Genomic DNA, 19341 nt, shown 5'->3' with positions numbered 1-19341 from the left:
TCTGTCCGTACGACGATCTCGCCGAAGGTGGGCCGGTATGTCCTGCACCTACTGCCGCCAGTCGCTGCCGTCCGGCGCCAGGTTCTGCCCCTCCTGCGGCACGCCGTGCGCCGAGGCCCCGCGGGACGCGCCGCAGGAGGGCCGCAAGGTGGTCACCGTCCTCTTCTGCGACATGGTCGGCTCCACCGCGCTGTCCGGCGCCCTCGACCCGGAGACCCTGCGCGGAGTGACCCTCCGCTACTTCGAGCTCATGCGCCGTCAGATCGAGACGTACGGCGGCACGCTGGAGAAGTTCATCGGCGACGCCGTCATGGCCGTGTTCGGCGTGCCGACCGTACGCGAGGACGACGCGCGGCGCGCCCTGGCGGCCTCCCTGGGCATGCTGAAGGCCCTCGACGAGCTCAACGCGGACCTCGACACCACACTCGGGGTGCGCCTGGGCGTCCGGATCGGCGTCAACACGGGCCGGGTCGTCGCGGGAGCCGACTCCTCCGCACGGCAGGCCCTCGTCTCCGGCGAGACCGTCAACATCGCCGCCCGGCTCGAACAGAACGCGGGCCCGGGCGAGGTCCTGATCGGCCCGGACACGCTGCTCGCCGCCGGTTCCACCGTGCGGGCCCAGGAGGTCGGCCCCCTCGCGCTCAAGGGCAAGACCGACCCGGTCATGGCCCACCGCCTGCTCGGACTCGGCGAGGACGACCCCGAATCGCTGCGCCGCTTCGATCTGCGCTTCGTCGGACGGCGGCGCGAACTGGCGGCACTCGACGAGGCTTTGGCCCGTACGGCGGGAGGTGGCGGCGCCCGGCTGGTCTCCGTCTCCGGAGAGGCCGGACAGGGCAAGACCCGCCTGGTCCACGAGTGGCTGGAACGTACCGGCCCCACCGCGCTCGTACACGGCTCCGGACGCTGCCGCCCCTACGGCGGCAGGGGCAGCCTCGGACCGCTCGCCGACGCGCTCGCCGACCTGCTGCCCGCACCCCACCGCCCGGCACCGCCCGGTACCGAACCGCCCGGTACTAAACCGCCCGGCACGGCTCCCCGCCGCACCGCACCGCACGACGGCCCGGACGCCCTCTGCCCCTGCGACCTGCACCGCTCCGCCGCCCCGGCGGAGCGCCCCGCCCTCTTTGAAGCCCTGGCCGTGCTCGAAGGCGGCCTGCTTCTCGACGGCACGCCCAATCCCTCCGTGGACGACACCTGCGACGCCCTCCTCCGGGTGCTCACGGCCCTCGCCGCCCGGCGGCCGGTGGTCCTCGTCGTCGACGACTGCCAGTGGGCCGGCCCCCTGCTGCTGGACGTCCTCGACCGGCTCGTCACCCGGCTCGGACAGTCCCCCGTACTCCTCGTCTGCCCGGCACGCCCCGACGCGGCCGAGACCTGGTCCACCCCACGGCGAGCCGCGGTCACCCTCGACGGCCTGTCCCCGGAGGAGTGCACGAGGCTCGCCGCCGAACTCGTCGTCGGCGCCGAGCGCCACCTCGACGGCCCGGCCCTGCACGATCGCACCGGCGGCAACCCGCTCCACCTGGAACACCTGCTCTCCGCACTCGACGGCGACATCGACGACGTGGCAGCCGGGGCCGCCGGGGCCGGCGGCGGGCGGGCCTCCGAGCTGCCGCCCACCGTGCAGGCGCTCCTCGGCGCCCGGGTCGACGCACTCGGCGCCGCCGATCGCGGCGCCCTAGACCTCGCCGCCGTGCTGGGCCGCGAGTTCACCGTGCAGGAGCTCGCCGATCTCGCCGACCGCGGCACCCCGCACCGGCCCGCCCCGGGGCCGTCCGCGCTGCGCACCGCCCTGCTCGGACTCAGCCGCCGCCGTCTGATCGAACCGGTGCCCCCTCCGGTCGCCGACGCCGTGTCGTTCCGCTTCACCAGCGGACTCGTCCAGGAGGTCGCCTACCAGTGCATGTCCAAGCGCACCCGCGCCGACCTGCACGCCCGCGCCGCGGCCCTCCCCTCGGCCCGCGCCGCCGGCCCCGCGGGCGTGGGGGAACACCTCGAACTCGCCCACCTCTACCGGAGTGAACTCGGCATCACCGACGCGGACACCGAGACACTCCGGCGCGGCGCGGCGGAGGCACTGTCCGAGGCGGGTGGCCGCGCCCTCGGCCGGTCCGACCTCCTCCGCGCGGAGCACCTGCTCTCCCGCGCCTTCGCCCTCAACCGGCCCGGCGAACCCGCCGCCGTGCCGACCGCCCGCAGGCTCGGCGAGGCCAACCTCGCCCTCGGCCGTACCGAACGGGGCCGCGCCCTGCTCGGTACCGCCCTCGCCGCCGTCGAACACCCCGAGGAGAGCGCCTACGCGCGTCTCGCGCTCGCCGTGGACGCGGCCCCCGGCGCCGACGCCGTACCGCAGGCGGCGCTGGCCGTCCTGCCGGTCTTCGAAGCAGCCGCGGACGACCTCGGCCAGGCGCGCGCCTGCCTGCGCCTGGCCCAGCACTACCAGGGCCGAGGCCGGCACGGCGAGGCCGACCGGCTGCTGCTCAGGGCCCTCGGCCAGGCCATCTCGGCCGACGCCGAACCCGAACGCGCCGCCGCCCTGGGCGCGATCGGCGTCTCCCTGTGGCGGGGGCCCGAGCCGGTACCGTCCGCCGTGGACCGCTGCCGCGCCCTGCTCGCCGACCACGGCCGCGGCCGGCGCACCGTCCAGGTGACGCTCAATTGCCCGCTCGCCGTCCTCCTCGCCCTGCGCGACGAGCACGAAGCCGCCCGCGAACACCTCGCGCGCGCCGACCGGCTCGCCCGCGAACTCGGCTTCGCCGAGGCCGGCGTCTTCCTCCCGCTCTTCGGCGCGGCCGTGCACTGTGCCGCCCGCGAGCACCACACCGCCCTCGCCCTGCTCGACGAGGCCGCCCGGGCCGCACGGGCCCTGGGCGCCACGTCGCTGCTGCGCACCGTCACCCTGGAGTCCGCCCGGCTCCATCTGGACACCGGCGACCCGAAAGAGGCCCGCCGCATCCTCGACGAGCGGGCCGGTCCGCCCGGCGGCGGCCCCGGGACCGACGGACACGACACCGAGACCGCCGACCGCGACGGGCTGCGGGCACGCCTCGCCGCCGGCCGGGGCGACGCCGACCGCGCCCTTTGGCTCGCCGCGCGCGCCACCCGGGCCGCGGACCGGACGGACTCCCCGCTGGTACGGGCCCACGCCGCACTCGACGAGGCCACCACCCTGCGGCTGCTCGACCGGGTTCCGGAAGCGGCTGCCGCCGCCGCCCGCGCCGGACGGTGGTTCGACGCGAAGGGACACCTGCCCGGCACCCGGTGGGCCGCCGCTCTCCTGCCCGCCGACAGCACCGCCGTACCCGACGGCCGGGCCACGAGCCCCGACGCGGGACCGGACCGTACATGAACAGAAGGGAAGTCACCCTATGACCGCCACGGCCTCCACAGCCACCGCCACGGGCGGCAGGCTCACCTGGAGTCTGCGCGGCCGGAGCCCCGAGGACATCGCCGTCACGACCGACGGTTCGCTCGCCGGCGCCCCCCAGCAACCGCGCCAGGGAACCGGCCGCGGTATCCGCGTCTGCGTGCTGGACTCCGGCGTCGAACGCGACCATCCGCTGATCGGCCCGCTCGGCGGCTCATGGGTCGCCGTCAAGGACGGCGACGGCATCGAGGTGCGCCCCACCGAGACCGGCGACACCTGCGGCCACGGCACGGCCTGCGCCGGAATCGTCCGCCGCACCGCACCCGACTGCGAGATCCACAGCCTCCGGGTGCTGGGCGAGCGCTTCTCCGGCACCGGCGACGTCCTCCTCGCCGGTCTGCGGTGGGCCGTGGAGCAGGGCTTCGACGTGGTGAACATGAGCCTGTCGACCACCCGCACCCGCTTCGCGGAGGAACTCCACGCGCTCGTGGACGCCGCGTACTTCGACCGTACGGTGATCGTCGCCTCCGCCCACAACTCGCCCGTGGAGAGCTTCCCCTGGCGGTTCGCCTCCGTGATCTCCGTCGGCAGCCACCAGGAGGACGACCCGGATCTGCACCTCTACAACCCCGACCCGCCCGTCGAGTTCTTCGCCCCCGGCCAGAACGTGGAGGTGCCCTGGCTCGGCGGCACCACGATCCGCAGCACCGGCAACAGCCTCGCCACGCCGTACATCGCAGGGCTCTGCGCCAGATTGCTCTCGGCCAACCCGCGGATGACGACCTTCCAGCTGAAGAACGCTCTCTACCTCACCGCGGCCAATGTCCACGTCGCCGCCCGAAGCCCCGAAGGTGCCTGATGTCCACTGCCGCCGAGCCCGCCACCCACTCCGCCCACCCCTTCGCCCTCGAACTGCTCCAGTCGGTCGTCGACGTCGCGAGAGCCATCTTCGGCGCGCAGGCCAGCTCGGTCTTCCTCCTCGACGAGGAGACCAACGAGCTCGTCTTCCAGGCCGTCTCCGGCCAGGGCGAGGAGTCCCTCGTCGGACGCCGTTTCCCCGCCGACCGCGGGATCGCCGGATGGGTCACCACCTCCGGCGAACCGATGATCGTCGACCGGCTCTCGCAGAACTCCGCGTTCGACCGCACCTTCGCCCAGTCCACCCGGTACGTCCCCGATGCGCTGATGGCGGTGCCCCTGCTGCACGACCACCGGACCCTGGGTGTGCTGGAGGTCCTCGACCCGGCGCCGCAGACCCGCTCCAGCCTCGGCGAACTCGAACTGCTGTCGATGTTCGGCCGCCAGGCCGCGACGGCGCTGCGTCTGGTCACCCACCACCAGCCGCCCGGCCGCGCGCTCGCCCCCGGCGACCACGTCAAGGCGAACCGCCTCCTCACCGAGCTCCAGGAACTGCTCAACGCGCCCGGCACGCACTGAACACCCGGTACCGCCGCCGACCGCGGCGGTACCGGGACGAGGGGCACGGCGGCGAGCCGACCCGGGCCGAAAGCGCTCCGGAACGCCCGCCCACGCCCGGGTCACTCGCCGGACGTGTCCGGCCACACCCCGATGTGGTCCCGTTCGAGTTCCAGTGCCACCCGGTGTTCCATGCCCAACGCCTCGGTGTAGTCCGCCGGGAGCTGCAGCCGGCCCGCCCGGTCGAGCATCGCGTACTCGCGGGCCACCAGGGACTCCTGGCCCGTCGCCGCGTCGACCTCGGTGTGCCGCAGCACCTCGGAGGAGGTGCGGCCGTCCCGGATCGCGACGGTGCGGCGCACCTCGTCCGCCACCGCCTGGTCGTGGGTGACGATCACGATCGTCGTGCCCAGCTCCTCGTTGGCACGGCGGAACGCGGCGAACACCTGCTCGCCCGTCGCGGAGTCCAGTTCACCGGTCGGCTCGTCGGCCAGCAGCACCGAGGGGTTGTTGGCCAGCGCGACCGCGATCGCCACCCGCTGCTGCTGTCCGCCGGACATCTGGGCGGGGCGGCGGTCCCGGCAGTCCGTGACCTCCAGCATCTCCAGCAACGATTCGGCGCGCGCGGCCCGTTCGCGATTCCTCCCGCGCCCGCGCAGCTGCATCGGAAGGGTGATGTTCTGTGCGGCGGTGAGGTACGGCAGCAGGTTGCGGGAGGTCTGCTGCCAGACGAAGCCGACCACGTCACGGCGGTAGCGCAGCCGCTCCTTCGGCCCCATGGCCAGCAGATCGCAGCCCGCCGCCTTCGCCGAACCGGCCGTGGGGACGTCGAGCCCCGCCAGGATGTTCATCAGGGTCGACTTCCCGCTCCCCGACGCGCCGACCAACGCCATCAACTCGCCCTCGGCGACGAGGAGATCGAGACCCTGAAGGGCCTGCACCTCCACACCGTCGGCGGAGAAGACGCGTACCAGCCGGTCGCAGACGATCAGGGCGTCGTGCCCGTAGGCGGGCCGGTCGCGGCGTTGCGCCGCCCGCCTTTCGAGCTCCGCCAGCGTGGTCTCCGTCGATGGTGTCACCGGGTGTCTCCTGCCCTGAGTTCCTTGATCGATCCACGACGGCCCGACCACCACGCCTGCGCACCGGCCACGGCGGCGGTGAGGAAGACCACTCCCAGCGCCGGGAGCGCCAGCGACCGGACGTCGGCCCGCAGCGAGGCGGTGTGCGGGTTCCCCGGCGAGACGTCGGTCAGCGCCAGTGCGGACAGGTCGACTCCGGGCGCCAGCAGGGCGATGGTCGCCCAGCCGACGAGGAGCCCGCCCACCGCGGCCAGCAGTGCCTGCGGCAGCGCCTCCAGGGCGAGCAGCCGCCGCCCCTGACGGGTGGTGAGCCCCATGGTGCGCAGGCGCGCCAGGAGCGTGGTGCGCTCCGGCGCCGTCCGCAGCAGCGAGAGGACCACGGCGAGAAGCGCGTACCCCGCCCCGGCGGCGACGGCCGCCCGGTAGACCCGTTCGGCGCCCGCCTGCACCGGGGTGTCCACGAGCTTCCCGCGCTCCGCCGACCGCAGCCGCACCACGTACTCGGGGCCCGCCGCGCGCGCCGCCGCGCGCAGGGCCTTCTCGTCGAGGGCGGTTCCGGTCACCAGCACGGTGGTGGTGTCCGGTGCGGCGAGCGCCCGCGCGTCGGCGATCAGGAACTCTCCGTCGCTCACCGCGGAGGTGCGCGGCAGCACCCCGGCGACCCGTACCGTGAGGCCGCCGCCCTGTGTCCGGACCGCGTGGGGCCCGTCGCCGAACAGGTGCGCGACAGCGGGCGAGACGATCACGGGCACGGCCCCGGCCCGGTCCGGGCCGCTCTCCAGCGCGCCCGCCGGGAAGGCGGCCAGCCCCGTGGCGCGGGCCAGCCGCGCGTACGACGCGGGGTCGACCCCCACCACGGTCGCGCGTTCCGTGTCCTCCCCGGTGTCCCGCGACGCGGCCAGCCGGGTGCCGTACTCGATGTGCACGGGCGCGACGTCCTCGACGCCGTGCGCGGCCCGGAGCCGGGCCAGGACGTCCCCGGGGACCGCGGAGAGCGCGCCCTCGCCGCTGACCCGGGCGTCCGCGCCGACCGCGCGCAGCGCCGCGTCGGCGCGCGCGTCCGCGACGCCCGCGAGTACGGAACCCCCGAACGCCGCCGTGCTCAGCGCGACCAGCAGGGCCAGCAGGGGCAGCGTGCCGTTCGACGGGGCCCGGCCCGCCCGTGCCAGTGAGAGGAAACCGACCGCACCGCGCAGCCTCGCCGCGGGGCGGGACGCCAGGCGCAGCGGCAGGGGGTACAGCCGTACGAGGACGAGCGCGGCGATCAGCCCCACCAGGACCGGCGCGGCGCTGACCAGCAGGTCGGCCCCCGAGCCCGTCGTCGTACCGCGGCGGCGCAGCGCGGTGACGGCGCCCGCCGCCAGCACGAGCAGCGTCAGTTCGGCGACCGTGCGCCGAGGGCCGGGCCGGGCGTCCACCAGGTCGTCGCGGGCCCCGGGCAGCAGGGGGCGGCGGTGGTGCAGGGCAGTGAGCAGGGGCAGCACCAGGCAGACCGGTACGGCGACGGCCGCGGCGCCCACCGCTGCGGGAGCGAGCCCGGCGTCCGGGACGAGCAGGACGGCCAGGAGGAGTCCGACGGCCGCCGCGGGCAGCACGGCCACGGCCGTCTCGGCCAGGAGCCGCGCCCCGATGCCCGTGAGGGAGCCGCCGCGCGAGCGCAGCAACGCGAGTTCGTGGTGGCGGCGGGCACCGATCAGCCCGCCGGTCATCAGGAGCACGACGGCGGCGACGGCGGCGATGCCCACGGCCGCGACGGTGACCACCGGGTCGATCGCGTCGCGCGTCGCGAGGTGGGCGTCGAGGACCGCGTCGAGTTCGGTGGTGAGCGTGGTGGTCGGCCCGGTGATGTCCCGGAGCCTCAGCAGGCCAGGGCCGTGCTCCACCGCGGCGACGGCGGAGGACGTACGGGAGGCGTCGGCAGCGGTGAGGCCGGAGGCGTCCGGGGCGAATCGCCAGAAGAGTTCGGGCTCGCCCGTGGTCGCGAGGAGTGCGGGCGCCGCGTCCGGCGGCAGCAGCAGCGCGGCCGTCCAGTAGTAGACCGGGGTGGGGGAGCCCGGGTCCTTCGCCAGGGACGGGGAGCGGAACAGCGGCTCGACCGACCAGTAGCCGCTCTCCGGCCGCAGCGGTGCGACGATGCCGGTGATCCGGACGGTGAGCACCGCCCTGCCGTGGGTCGCCAGCGCGAGCGTGGAGCCGGGCCTCATCCTCAGCTCGGCGGCCGTCTCCTCGGTGACGGCCGCTTCCACCTCGCGGGACGCCTCGGTCACCTCGCCGTGCACCACCGGCCAACGCCCCGCACGCAGCGTGCCGTGTCCGGCGAGTCCCGACGGGGCCGCGTAGGTGAACCGCGGCGGCAGCCCGTCGGGACGCGGGAGCCAGGGCTCCTGGGCGACCAGCGGCTCCGTCGTGTGCACGCCGTACGAGGAGCGCGGCACGTCGGCCCGGAGCGGGGCCGGGAGCGTCCCCGCCAGCGCCTCGCTCTTCTCGGACAGCGCCTCCTGACGCATCGCCCGCTCCCTGACCGGGGGCGCCTGCGAGAGCGAGGGCGGCGGCGCGGTCACTTCGAGCACGCTCCGCCCCGGCGCGGCGGACGTGATGGCGTGCCGCAGCGCGTCCGTCCCGTACGCGTCGACCGCGCGCGGGAACACGGCGGCGAGGAACGCCGTCAGGAGTACGAGAGCCGCGAGGGCGACGAAGACGCCGGGGGCGGTACGCAGCCGGGTGCGCACCCAGGGCGCGCAGGCGGCCGGTGTGCGGGCAGCGGTCATGTCAGTTGTCTCCCTGGTGGCGGAGCGACACCGCAGGATCGAAGCGGCGCAGCGCGATCGCCGCGACGAAGAGCAGGGGCAGCACGGCGACCGACGCCAGCAGCGCCGCCACCTGCCCGGCCGGCAGCTGCACCAGCACGTCGGGCACGGGCCGGGCGGCCTGCCCGGTCAGTACGACGAGCGGCACGACCGCCCTGGTCAGCACGGTCCCCAGGCCCAGCCCGATCAGCAGGGCGAGGGCGATCAGGACACCCTGTTCGACGGCCAGCGCCCGGGCCAGCCGTCGGCGGGAAGCGCCCAGGGCGCGCAGCACGGCGAACTCGGCGGAACGCTCGCTCTGGGAGCCCACCAGGCCGACCGCGAAGCCGACCGCGGCCAGGGCGGCGGCCACCACCGCCGCCGCGCGGAGCGCGGACTGCGGCCCGGCCCCCAGCGGATCGTCCGCCAGCTCCCGCGCCACCTCGTCCCTCACCCGCACCTGGGACGGGTCCGTGCCGGGCAGCGCGCGCAGCTCGGCCGCCACCGCCGGGCCGTCGCCCGGCGCCGTGCTCAGCCACCACTCGGTGGGCGCCGGTGTGGCCCCCGACCCCTGGCCCAGTGCTCCGGACACCGCCCTGAGGTCCAGCAGCAGCGCCCCGCCCGGCTTCGCGGTCGTGTCCGCGGCGGCTCCGTCCGCGGAGCCCGAGGCCCCGCCGGGGCCGGTGGTCGGGAGTTCCCGCACCGACCTCACCAGCGTCACCCGGACCGTCCCGCCCCCCAGCGCGAGATCGACCCGCTGGCCCAACCGTGCCCCGGAGAAGGCCAGATACGCGTCGGTGGCCACTGCCTTCAGGGCCGGTGGGGCCGGACGGTCCGCACGGAGCAGCAGGGTGTCGACCTGCCCGGCACCCCAGGAGCCGCGGTCCGCGGTGCCCGATCCGGTGCTGTAACGGAACGCGGGCGCCGCGCCCGTCCCCGTCACCGTCCCGACCGCCCCGCCCGGTCCGTCCGCCCCCGCCCCGCTCACGGTCGACACGGCTCGCCAGCGCACCCCGTCCGAAGACGTGACCGGTCGCTCGCCGTCCGCGGTGAGCGACCGCAGCCGTGCGACGGAGACGAGCCGCTGCTCGGCGTGCCCCTCGGGCACGGCGCCGTCCAGCTCGAACCCCGTCACGGCCAGCCCGCCCGACGGGGACACGGGGAACGACAACGCGTGGGCCCGCCCGTCGACCGGAACGGTGCCCGCGGCCACCCGGTAGCGGATTCCGTAGCGGTCCTCCAGGACCACGCCCACCCGTGGAGCCGCGCCGGTGGGCGAGGTGCCGCCGGAGGCCGAGGTGTCGCTGATCCGCAGGTCGAAGAGGACCCGTGTGCTGCCGGCGGGCAGCACCACACCGGTCCGTCCGGTCGGCGGTGGCGCGATCGCGTCGAACAGCGCCTGCGGCGGCACCCCCGCCAGGTCTTCGCGCATCAGCATCCGCTCGTCCGCGTGCGCGGTGTCGACCGCCAGCACTTCGGCCGTCCGGCCGCCGGACAGGGGTGACGTCGTACGGACCACGGGCGCCGCGTTCCGTACACCAGGCAGCCCGGTGTACGGGGCCGCCTCGGCCGGGTCGCCGGACAGCCCGCCCACCACGCGCACCGACGCACCGGACCCGAAGTCGGCCCGGTCGTCCTGCGACCGGTCCCAGGAAGCGCTCTGACCGATCGCCAGCATGCCCATCGCCACCGCCAGCACCAGCAGCAGCACGGGTCCCGCACCCCGCAGCGGCCGGCGGCTGAACTGCCAGCCCGCCAGTGCGGCGGAGAGCCCCCGGCCGCCCGCCGCGCCGCGCTCCGCGAGCCGGGCCGCCGACGGCAGCAGCCGCAGTGTCACGACGGTGCCCGCCAGCAGCGCCAGAGCGGGAGCGGCGACCAGCAGCGGGTCGATGCCCAGCGTGCCGTCACGGCCGCCGCTGAGCGCACCGCCGCCGGACGCGCCGGTCCGGCGGTCCAACTGCCAGTACGCCACCCCCGCGACGACCAGCAGCCCGACGTCGGCGCCCGCCCGCACCGGGGCGGGCAGCGCGGAGGCACGGCCCGCCCGGCGCCCGCCCGCCGCGAGCGCCGGTGCGAGCACCGCGAGCGCGCACAGCAGTGCCACCGCGGAGGCGACCAGCCAGACCGTGCCGTCGGCCCCGCCGTCGAGCCTCAGCCCGATCCGGCCGAGCTCGCCCAGCCTCGCGAGCGACCTGGTCAGCGGCCCGGCGAGCAGGGGGGCCACGACCGCCGCGGGGGCGGCGAGCAGCAGTGCCTCGATCGCGGCCGAAGAAGCGATTCTTCCCCGTGAGCCGCCCCTGGCCCGCAGGAGTTCGGTCTCACCGGCCCGCTCACTGCTCAGCAGTCCGGACACGAGCAGCAGCGCGTATCCGGCGAGCAGCACGAGCTGAACCGCCACGATCGTGATCGTCGAGCGCGCCACCAGCAGGCCCCGCTCGACCTGGTCGATGACGGCCGGCAGCGAGGTACGGACCGTCGCGCCCTTCGCGAACACCGCGGAGGCGGCCAGGGACTCGGGCACGTCCGTCGAGGCGCGCCGCAGCGCGCCGGTCCGGCCGGTGGTCACCGTGCGGAAATCGGCGGCGGCCAGCCAGGACACCCGTCCGGCACTGAGCCGGCCCGAGCCGACCACGGCCGGATCCGTCAGCAGCGGGCCGTACGTGGTGAAGACGACCTCACCGGCGCCCCGGCCGCCGAGCGGGTCCAGCCGCCAGTAGGGGTCGGCCCGGTCGGCGGCCTCGTACACGCCGGTGATCTCGACCGGCAGGGGCGCGTCGCTCAGCCGGTCCGTGAGCGTGATCCGGGCGCCCGCCTCCAGCCCCAGCGCATCGGCGGCGGCACGCGGCAACGCCGCCTGTACCGGCCCCCCGGCGCGCCCCTCACCGGCCGCGGGCATGCGCCCCGCGACGAGACGCACACGGTCCGGGTCCAGTGAGGCGAAGTGCGTCAGGTCGGGGTTGCCCCGCCGCTCGGCCGCCGGCTGCAGGCTCCTCGGCAGGGCGTACGGGCCCGAACCGGCCATCGTCCGCACCGTCACCGGAAGCCCGTCGAAGGTCTCGCCCGCGGCGCGGCGCACCAGCGCGTCCGCCTCCCCGCGCCGCTCCGGGGCCACGTCGGCCGAGACGACGAGGGAGGACTCCTCGGCGGAACGACGGGTGAGCGTGTACCGCAGGGCGGCATCGCCCAGGGAACCGGAGAACGCGGCGAGCGCGGTCAGCACGCAGGTGGTGAGCAGGACCGCCAGCAGGGCCGCGGAGAGCAGAAGCCGGTGCGCGCGCACCCGCGACAGGACGAACTCCGTCACTTCGATCCCCCGAAACCTCATCACCCGCGCGCTCCCCGGCGCACGTCGGATGCTCTCAGAGCACACCGGCTCCAGGAACCTCCGGCCGGCACATCGAGATGAGATCGTGAGCGCTGTGCGGACGGGCGGAACCGATTTCCGGACCCCGTGACCGTTCGGTCCCCACCGCGCCGCCGCCTCCCGGCAGGCCCGGACGGTGCCCGGCGCGCATTGCGTCTCCGGGCGCCCCACGCACATACTGGCGACCGCCGAGGAGCGGCAACGCACGCACGGGGGGAGCAGCGATGAGACGAAGGACCGGCGCGCGAAACGGTACGGCCCCGGCGGCGGACCCGGCCGACGGCCCCATGGTGCGGGTCGAGGACCTGAGCCGCTCGTACGGCACCGGTGCCGCGGCGGTCCACGCGCTGCGCGGAGTCACCTTCGAGATCCCCCGCGGCGAACTCGTCGCCCTCAAGGGCCGCTCGGGCTCCGGCAAGACCACCCTGCTCAACCTCGTCGGCGGCCTCGACACCCCGGACGGCGGCCGGGTCACCGTCGGCGGCACCGACCTCTCGGACCTCGGCGAGGACGGGCTTCTGGAACTCCGCCGGGACCGCATCGGCTTCATCTTCCAGTCGTTCGGGCTGCTCCCCATCCTGACCGCGGCGGAGAACGTCGGCGTACCCATGCGGCTGCGCGGGACCGACCCCGCCGAACGCGAGGAGCGGGCCGCGCTCCTGCTCTCCCTGGTGGGCCTCGGCGACCACGCCGCGCAGCGCCCCGGCGAGCTCTCCGGCGGCCAGCAGCAGCGCGTGGCCATTGCCCGCGCGCTCGCCAACCGCCCCGCCCTGCTGATCGCGGACGAGCCCACCGGTCAGCTGGACGCGGAGACCGGCCTCGCGGTGATGCGGCTGCTGCGCGCGCTGGTGCGCAGCGAGGGTGTCACCGTGCTGGTGGCCACCCACGACCCTCAGCTCCTCGGATTCGCCGACCGGGTCCTGGAACTCCGCGACGGACACATCGTCGAACACGCGCCGGCCGAGCCGCTCGCGGGGAGTGCTACGGCCCCGTGAGTCAGCACCGCCGACCGAGGTGTCCGATCAGTTCGGCCTCGCCGTGAAGCAGCCGGTCGTGCTCGCCCGCGGGGAGAAACGCCAGCGCGTCGACGAGGACACGGTCGTCCGGTCGACTCGGCGAAGGGACTGCCCTCAGCCCTTGCGCCGCCGGCGCGCGCGCTCGAACTCGGCGTTCGTCATCCAGGGGCCGTGCTGATCGAGCGCGGCGCAGCCGCCACGGGCGAAGGCGCTCACCAGACGCCGGTATCCGCGGATCCCGTCGACCAGGCTGTACTCGACCAGGTACTCCGGTTCCGCCCCGGCCGTGCCTCGGCGCACCGTGGTGATCCGGGCGACGGATTCGGCGTAGAAGTGGAGCTGGATCCCCTCGCCCCTCTCCTCGTCCTCGATGGTGAACACCTCGTTGTCGGAGGCTGAGCGGTCACCCACGAACTCCCAGAACTCCACGGAGGCCGACCGGGGGCTGTCCGCGCGCCACTTCCTCTCGACGTCCTTGTCGTCGGTGAACGACAGCACCGTCTTCCTCGCACCCCCGCCGCAGGCGGCGCGGTCGGCGGGGGTCTCCTCGTCGTCCTCCGGGGGCGCGTTCCTGGAGCGGTCCGCGGCCTCCGAGCACATCAGGAAGCTCACGGTACGCACCGCGTCGTCGACGAGCCCGGGGTGCGCGCGGCGTACGGCCGCGTCGACCGCCGCCGCCATCCGGTCCCAGTCGCCCCTGTCCGTGGCGCGCTTCCCGCGTCGTGGATCGCGGCCGATCCGCAGTCCGGCGCACGCCTGTTCGGCCGTGGCGATCACGCGCAGAACCTGGGGCAGCAGAGCCGGGTCGACGGCGTCGGGCTTCCGCCTCGGGACCGTCGCGCCGTGCAGGTACTGGCCCGTGTACGTCAGGAGCGCGGCGTCGAGCGGACCGAGTACCGTCCCGCGTTCGGCGCGACGGCGGTCGGCGTGGTGCTTCTGGGCCCGCTGCCCGTCGGCCGTCTCCGTCGCCGCGCGCATCGCCGCGCAGACCTGACCGCGCTCCAGCAGACGGATGTCGGCCCCGTGCGCGATGAGCCGGCTCCTGTCCCACGGGACGTGCCGGAAGAGCGCGTCGACGTCGGCGGGCGCGGAGAGGAGGACCGGATCCAGGAGTGCGACGGCGGCGTCCTCGTCCAGCGGGCCCCGGGTTCCGGCGGCCTCGCACAGCGGAAGGACCGCACTCCACAGCAGCAGGTGCCGGACCAGGTCCTCCCGGATCACCGCGAGATGGGCCTCCCCGACCGGAAACGTGAACGTGCGGGGCTCGTGGTTGGCGTCGGCACCGGCACCGAGCAGCAGCTTCAGCCCACCGTTCTCGCGGATCACCATCGGGATCCAGCCACTGCGCGCGAAAACGATCTCTCTCGTCGAATCGGTCTTCCCCATGGAGCGAGGGTAGTGAGTCCTGCCCGAAACGTGACCGGCCGCCCCCTCGTCCACCCAGGCAGTCGGGTGTGACCGGGCCCCGGGCGTGCCCCACGGCCCGCTCCGAGCAGCAGACGCGCTGTCCTTACGAGGGCAGGGCTCTGCGCCGGACACCGGCGACGGAGCAGCCCTCCACGGAGCAGCCCCCGCCGGGCAGGTCCCCTCCGTCGCGACCCTGACCGAAATCCTGGAACTCTTCCGACCGTGAAGGTGCACGGCGAGCGGTGTTCCGGCTGCCACCGCTCACCAGACCCCGTCGCGCACCGCCGCTCCCTCGGTGCTCTCGCGCAGGACGAGGCGGTGTGCCACGACGCGGTCCTGCGGGCGCGCCGATCCGGGGCCGCCCTCGTCCTTCGGCCCGGAACCCGGACGCGTCGCCTCGTCGATACGGCGCACCAGCAGGTCCACCGCGACCCGGGCCACCGCCTCCTTGTCCGGGGAGACCGTGCTCAGTGACGGCACGCTGTACCGGCCGCCCTCCACGTCGTCGAAGCCGATGACGGCCACGTCGTCGGGCACCCGGGCCCCGAAGGAGTGCAGTGCCCGCAACGCGCCCAGTGCCAGCTGGTCGTTGAGGCACAGGAGGGCGTCCGGACGGCCGCCGTCGGCCAGCACCCGGTGCACCGCGGCGGCCCCGTCGCTCATGTGGAACGCGTCCACCGGCAGCAGCGAGGCGGGATCGTGCGCGATGCCCGCCTCGGCGAGCGCCGCGAGGAAGCCCCGCGTACGCGCCTGCGCGGTGCCGACCGCGCCGTCGTCCCGCCCGCCGACGGTGAGGATGCGCCGACGGCCCTGGGCGAGCAGGTGCGCGGTGGCTTCGCGGGCCGCGTGTTCGTTGTCGATCGCCACATGGTCGGCGCCGTCGGTCAGCAACTCGCCCAGCAGGACGGTCGGCGGCGGTCCGGCGTGGGCGCTCAGGTCTTCGGGTGCCAGGGCGAGGGGGCTGAGGATGACACCGTCCACGAACTCCGAGCCGAATCCGGCCAGCGCCGCGCGTTCCCGCTCCCGGTCCCCGCCCGACTGGTGGATCAGCACCGTCAGGGAGCGCGCCTCGGCCTCCCGGACCACGTGCCGGGCCAGTTCGGCGAAGTACGGGACGTCGAGTTCCGGCACCACCAGGGCGATGATGCCCGTCCGTCCGCTGCGCAGATGCCGTCCGGCGAGGTTGATGCGGTAGCCGAGGTGGTCGATCGCCTCCTGCACCACCCGCCGGGTCCGCTCGGACACGTGGACGTAGTCGTTGAGCACGTTGGACACCGTCTTCTCCGACACCCCCGCGTGCCGTGCGACGTCCTTGATCCTCGGCCGTGCCACCAGCCACCTCCCAGCCCTTGGTACGCCCCGAGTCTATGGGTGCCCTCCGGCCGGGCCGGGGCGGGCTCCGGAATGCCGGGCGGGGGGCGGGTCCGGCGCAGAGGCGATGACGCAACCCTTTACAGCCAATGTACATCGATGTAAAAACTAGGGCACCGCACCGGTGGACCCGGTGCGGATCACCCCGATGTGCGCGGGCGGCCGACGGCTGCCGTGCCGATGGCGCCTGCCGTCGGCCGGGCACGTCGTCCGGCCGTCGAAAGGTCAGTGATGAGCTCTGCACCCCTTGCCAGCAGGCCAGATGGCGCCTGGGGCCCCAGCCCCGACGAGTCGCCGGGCATCGGCCGACGTCGGCTGTTCCGCTACGGGGCGGCCGGGGCGACGGCGCTCCTGGCTGCGGGCCCCCTGGCCGGCTGCGCGTCGCCGGCCGGCTCCCAGGGGCCCTCCTCGCTGAAGGTGTGGGACCTGTTCCAGGGCGGCGACGGCATGCTGATGGACGAGATGATCGCGGCGGTCTCCCAGGGCGCCGACGGGTTCCACGTGGACCGGACGATCCTCGACTGGGGCCCGTCGTACTACACGAAACTCGCCATGTCGGCGGCCGGCGGCCGGGCGTCCGACGTGGCGGTCATGCACCTGTCGCGCCTGGCCGGATACGCCCCCGGCGGCCTGCTCGACCCCTTCGACCTGGACCTGCTGGCCGAGTTCGGCGTGACGGAGAAGGACTTCGCCCCCGCCGTGTGGAAGCGCGCCCAGCACGCGGGCACGGTCTACGCGATCCCGCTGGACGTCCACCCGTTCATCGTCTTCTACGACAAGGACGTGGCCGGGAAGGCCGGTCTGCTCGACCCCTCCGGCCGACTGGCACCGATGGGTTCGCCCGAAGCGCTGCTGGAGGCCGGCCAGCAGCTGGCGAAGGTCACGGGGCACTCCGGCATCCTCTTCGGGCACGTCACCGACACCGCCCAGAGCTGGCGGCAGTTCCTCGCGCTGTACGCCCAGACCGGTGCCTCCTTCACACTGCCCGACGGCGGACCGCCGAAGATCGACGTCGAGGCGGCGGTGAAGGTCGTGACCTTCATGAAGCAGCTCTTCGACGGCCGGACGAACCCCAACAACCTCGACTACAACGGTGCGATGGCCGCCTTCATGGACGGCCGCGGCGGCATGATCATGGCCGGGGAGTGGGAACTGCCCACCTTCCGCAAGTCCGGCATCAAGAACCTCGGGGCCGCCCCCTTCCCGCAGATCTTCGACCGGCCGGCTGTCTACGCCGACTCGCACAGCTTCGTCCTGCCGCACCAGGACGACCCCGACCCCGCCCGGCGCCGCGAGGCCCACCGGTACGTCGCCGAGATCATCAAGCAGAGCCTGACCTGGGCGAGCGCCGGACACATCCCCGCCTACCTGCCGGTCCAGGCCCGCCCCGAGTACGCGAAGCTCGACCCCCAGTCCTCCTACGCCGCCGCGGCCGAGATCGCCGTACTCGACCCGCCGAACTGGTTCGCGGGAGCGGGCGGCAACTTCCAGAACCGCATGTGCCAGCCGCTCCAGTCGGCGCTGCTGGGCAACACCTCCGCCGAGAAGGCGGTACGGCAGATGGTCCGGGAAGCGGACACCCTGCTGCGCCAGCCCAACCCGGTCGCCTGACGACAGCCGAAGGAGCCGCATCGTGACCACCACCGCACCCGCCGGAGCCACGGCGCCACCGCACACCCCCGAAGCCCCGTCCGCGCCCCGGCGCCGCCGCTCCCTCACCGGTGGCGGGAGTCTGTTCGTCCTCCCGTTCCTGGTGTTCTTCGGGCTCTTCCTGGTCTGGCCCGTCGTCCAGGGCCTCTGGATGAGCCTCACCGACGCCTCCCTGACCCTGCACGACCCCGAGTTCGTCGGACTCGCCAACTACGCCGAGGCGTTCAAAGACCCGGACGTCTGGAGCAGCCTCGGCAACACCGTCTTCTTCACGCTCATATCCTGCGTCCCGCTCGTCCTGATGGCCCTGGTCATGGCCCTGCTCGTCCACAGCGGGCTGGTCGGCCAGTGGGTGTGGCGCCTCGCCTACTTCGCCCCGTACCTGCTGCCGGTCACGGTGGTCACGCTCATCTGGACGTGGCTCTACCAGCCCGACATCGGCTTCGGGAACCAGCTGCTGACCTCCCTCGGCCTGGATCCCGTCGGGTGGCTCTCCGACGAGTCGGTGGCCATGTGGTCCGTGGCGGCCCTCACCGTCTGGTGGACGGTGGGCTTCAACTTCCTGCTCTACCTCTCGGCCCTGCAGTCGCTGCCCGTCACCTTCGACGAGGCCGCCGCGCTCGACGGGGCCGGAGCCTGGCGGCGGCTGTGGTCCGTCACCCTGCCCCAGCTGCGGCACACCACGGTTCTGGTCGCCATGCTCCAGGTGCTCGCCTCGCTCAAGGTGTTCGACCAGATCTACATCCTGACCAAGGGCGGCCCCAACGGGTCGACCCGCCCGATCCTGGAGTACGTCTACGACGTCGGGTTCACCGGATACCGGCTGGGCTACGCCTCCGCGGTCAGTTACGTCTTCTTCGCGCTCGTCATCGTCGTCTCCGTCGTGCAGCTCCGCTTCTTCCGTCAGGAGGGCTGACCGTGTCCGCCGTCTCCACCCCCGTCCGCCGGCCCCGACCGCGCCGCGAGGAGTCCGCCTCCCCCCTGCTGCTCGGCCACGGACGGCTGCCCCGCGTCTTCGCCGGGACCGCGCTCACCGTTCTCGCCGTCGTCTGGCTGCTGCCCTTCCTCTGGGCGGTCGCCACCTCGCTGCAGAGCGAGCAGGACGTGATGAAGTCGGGCCTGTCGCCGTTCAAAGGGGCGTTCACGCTCGCCGCCTACCGGCAGATCCTCGACCGCGGCAATGTCCCGACCTGGGCGTTCAACAGCGTGCTGATCGCGGTCCTGGTCACCGCGCTCACCGTGGCCGTCTCCACACTGGCCGCGTACGGTTTCTCCCGCGGCACCTTCCGCGGCAAGCGCGCCCTGCTCGCCGTCACCGTCGCCGCGATCATGGTCCCGCCGCAGCTGCTCATCGTCCCGCTCTTCGAGCAGATGACGACGTTCCACCTGGTCGACACCTACGCGGCGGTGATCCTGCCGCAGGTCGTGGCCCCCATGATGGTCTTCATCCTCAAGCGCTTCTTCGACGGCATCCCCCGCGAACTGGAGGACGCCGCCCGCATCGACGGCGCGTCCGAACTCCGGGTGTTCTGGTCGATCGTCCTTCCGCTGTCCCGCCCGATCGTCTCCGCCGTGTCGATCTTCGTCTTCATCGGCGCGTGGAACAACTTCATGTGGCCCTTCGTCGTCACCAACGACCCCGACCTCATGACGCTCCCCGTCGGCCTCGCCACCGTCAAGGACGCCTACGGCATCCAGTACGCCGGGTCCATGGCCTCCGCCCTGCTGTCGGCGGCCCCGCTGATCGTGATGTTCCTCCTCTTCCAGCGACGCATCGTCAACTCCGTGGCCACCACCGGCCTCGGCGGCGGCTGACCCCCCGACCATCCGTATCCGCCGGACGCCCCGCGCGGTGTCCGGTCCCCACCACCATCCGACTGGA

Annotated in this window: 12 protein-coding genes; 7 read left to right on the top strand and 5 right to left on the bottom strand. The window is 74.3% G+C overall.

Features of this window, described 5'->3' with window-relative positions:
• Positions 1 to 37: 37 nt before the first annotated feature.
• Genes ACFWEE_RS06915 through ACFWEE_RS06905 form a run of 3 tightly spaced genes read left to right on the top strand, consistent with a single transcriptional unit; the run spans position 38 to position 4807 of the window.
• On the top strand, positions 38 to 3352 hold the full coding sequence (locus ACFWEE_RS06915) for an adenylate/guanylate cyclase domain-containing protein (RefSeq protein WP_386887067.1): 3315 nt from the start codon (positions 38 to 40) through the stop codon (positions 3350 to 3352).
• 19 nt (positions 3353 to 3371) lie between these two features.
• On the top strand, positions 3372 to 4229 hold the full coding sequence (locus ACFWEE_RS06910) for a S8 family serine peptidase (RefSeq protein ID WP_386887066.1): 858 nt from the start codon (positions 3372 to 3374) through the stop codon (positions 4227 to 4229).
• Positions 4229 to 4807 (top strand): GAF domain-containing protein, encoded by a 579-nt coding sequence (locus ACFWEE_RS06905; RefSeq protein WP_386887065.1) that lies wholly within the window; start codon positions 4229 to 4231, stop codon positions 4805 to 4807. The genes ACFWEE_RS06910 and ACFWEE_RS06905 overlap by 1 nt, the downstream gene beginning before the upstream one ends.
• Before the next feature lie 101 nt (positions 4808 to 4908).
• Here the strand turns inward: ACFWEE_RS06905 and ACFWEE_RS06900 are convergent, their stop codons facing one another.
• From ACFWEE_RS06900 to ACFWEE_RS06890, 3 genes are read right to left on the bottom strand one after another with little or no spacing between them, the layout of a single operon-like run.
• Complete coding sequence (locus ACFWEE_RS06900) at positions 4909 to 5865, bottom strand: ABC transporter ATP-binding protein (protein WP_386887063.1); 957 nt, start codon at positions 5863 to 5865, stop codon at positions 4909 to 4911.
• Positions 5862 to 8633: an FtsX-like permease family protein gene (locus ACFWEE_RS06895; RefSeq protein ID WP_386887062.1), complete on the bottom strand. Its 2772-nt coding sequence runs from the start codon at positions 8631 to 8633 to the stop codon at positions 5862 to 5864. Before ACFWEE_RS06895 ends, ACFWEE_RS06900 begins: the two co-directional genes overlap by 4 nt.
• A gap of 1 nt (position 8634) precedes the next feature.
• Positions 8635 to 11955, bottom strand: coding sequence for an FtsX-like permease family protein (locus ACFWEE_RS06890; RefSeq protein ID WP_386887061.1), 3321 nt, complete (start codon positions 11953 to 11955; stop codon positions 8635 to 8637).
• A 284-nt stretch (positions 11956 to 12239) separates the two neighbouring features.
• On the opposite strand from ACFWEE_RS06890, the gene ACFWEE_RS06885 reads away from it, so the two are divergent.
• The gene (locus ACFWEE_RS06885; RefSeq protein WP_386887060.1) at positions 12240 to 13010 is read left to right on the top strand and encodes an ABC transporter ATP-binding protein; all 771 of its coding nucleotides are present in this window, start codon (positions 12240 to 12242) and stop codon (positions 13008 to 13010) included.
• A 135-nt stretch (positions 13011 to 13145) separates the two neighbouring features.
• On the opposite strand, the gene ACFWEE_RS06880 is transcribed toward ACFWEE_RS06885, so the two are convergent.
• Positions 13146 to 14417, bottom strand: coding sequence for a DUF6357 family protein (locus ACFWEE_RS06880; RefSeq protein ID WP_386887058.1), 1272 nt, complete (start codon positions 14415 to 14417; stop codon positions 13146 to 13148).
• Between the two features lie 282 nt (positions 14418 to 14699).
• Positions 14700 to 15770, bottom strand: a complete 1071-nt coding sequence (locus ACFWEE_RS06875) for a LacI family DNA-binding transcriptional regulator (RefSeq protein ID WP_386887057.1) — start codon at positions 15768 to 15770, stop codon at positions 14700 to 14702.
• Between the two features lie 270 nt (positions 15771 to 16040).
• Here ACFWEE_RS06875 and ACFWEE_RS06870 point away from each other — a divergent pair, with 270 nt between their 5' ends.
• From ACFWEE_RS06870 to ACFWEE_RS06860, 3 genes are read left to right on the top strand one after another with little or no spacing between them, the layout of a single operon-like run.
• Entirely contained in the window at positions 16041 to 17420 is a 1380-nt protein-coding gene (locus ACFWEE_RS06870; protein WP_386887056.1) for an extracellular solute-binding protein, read from the top strand.
• A gap of 22 nt (positions 17421 to 17442) precedes the next feature.
• Positions 17443 to 18375, top strand: coding sequence for a carbohydrate ABC transporter permease (locus ACFWEE_RS06865; RefSeq protein ID WP_386887054.1), 933 nt, complete (start codon positions 17443 to 17445; stop codon positions 18373 to 18375).
• A gap of 2 nt (positions 18376 to 18377) precedes the next feature.
• Positions 18378 to 19274 (top strand): carbohydrate ABC transporter permease, encoded by an 897-nt coding sequence (locus ACFWEE_RS06860; protein WP_386887053.1) that lies wholly within the window; start codon positions 18378 to 18380, stop codon positions 19272 to 19274.
• Positions 19275 to 19341: the final 67 nt, after the last annotated feature.

The sequence above is a fragment of the Streptomyces sp. NPDC060184 genome (assembly GCF_042728795.1).
Taxonomy (GTDB): domain Bacteria; phylum Actinomycetota; class Actinomycetes; order Streptomycetales; family Streptomycetaceae; genus Streptomyces.
This window is presented reverse-complemented; position numbering and strand designations above follow the sequence as displayed.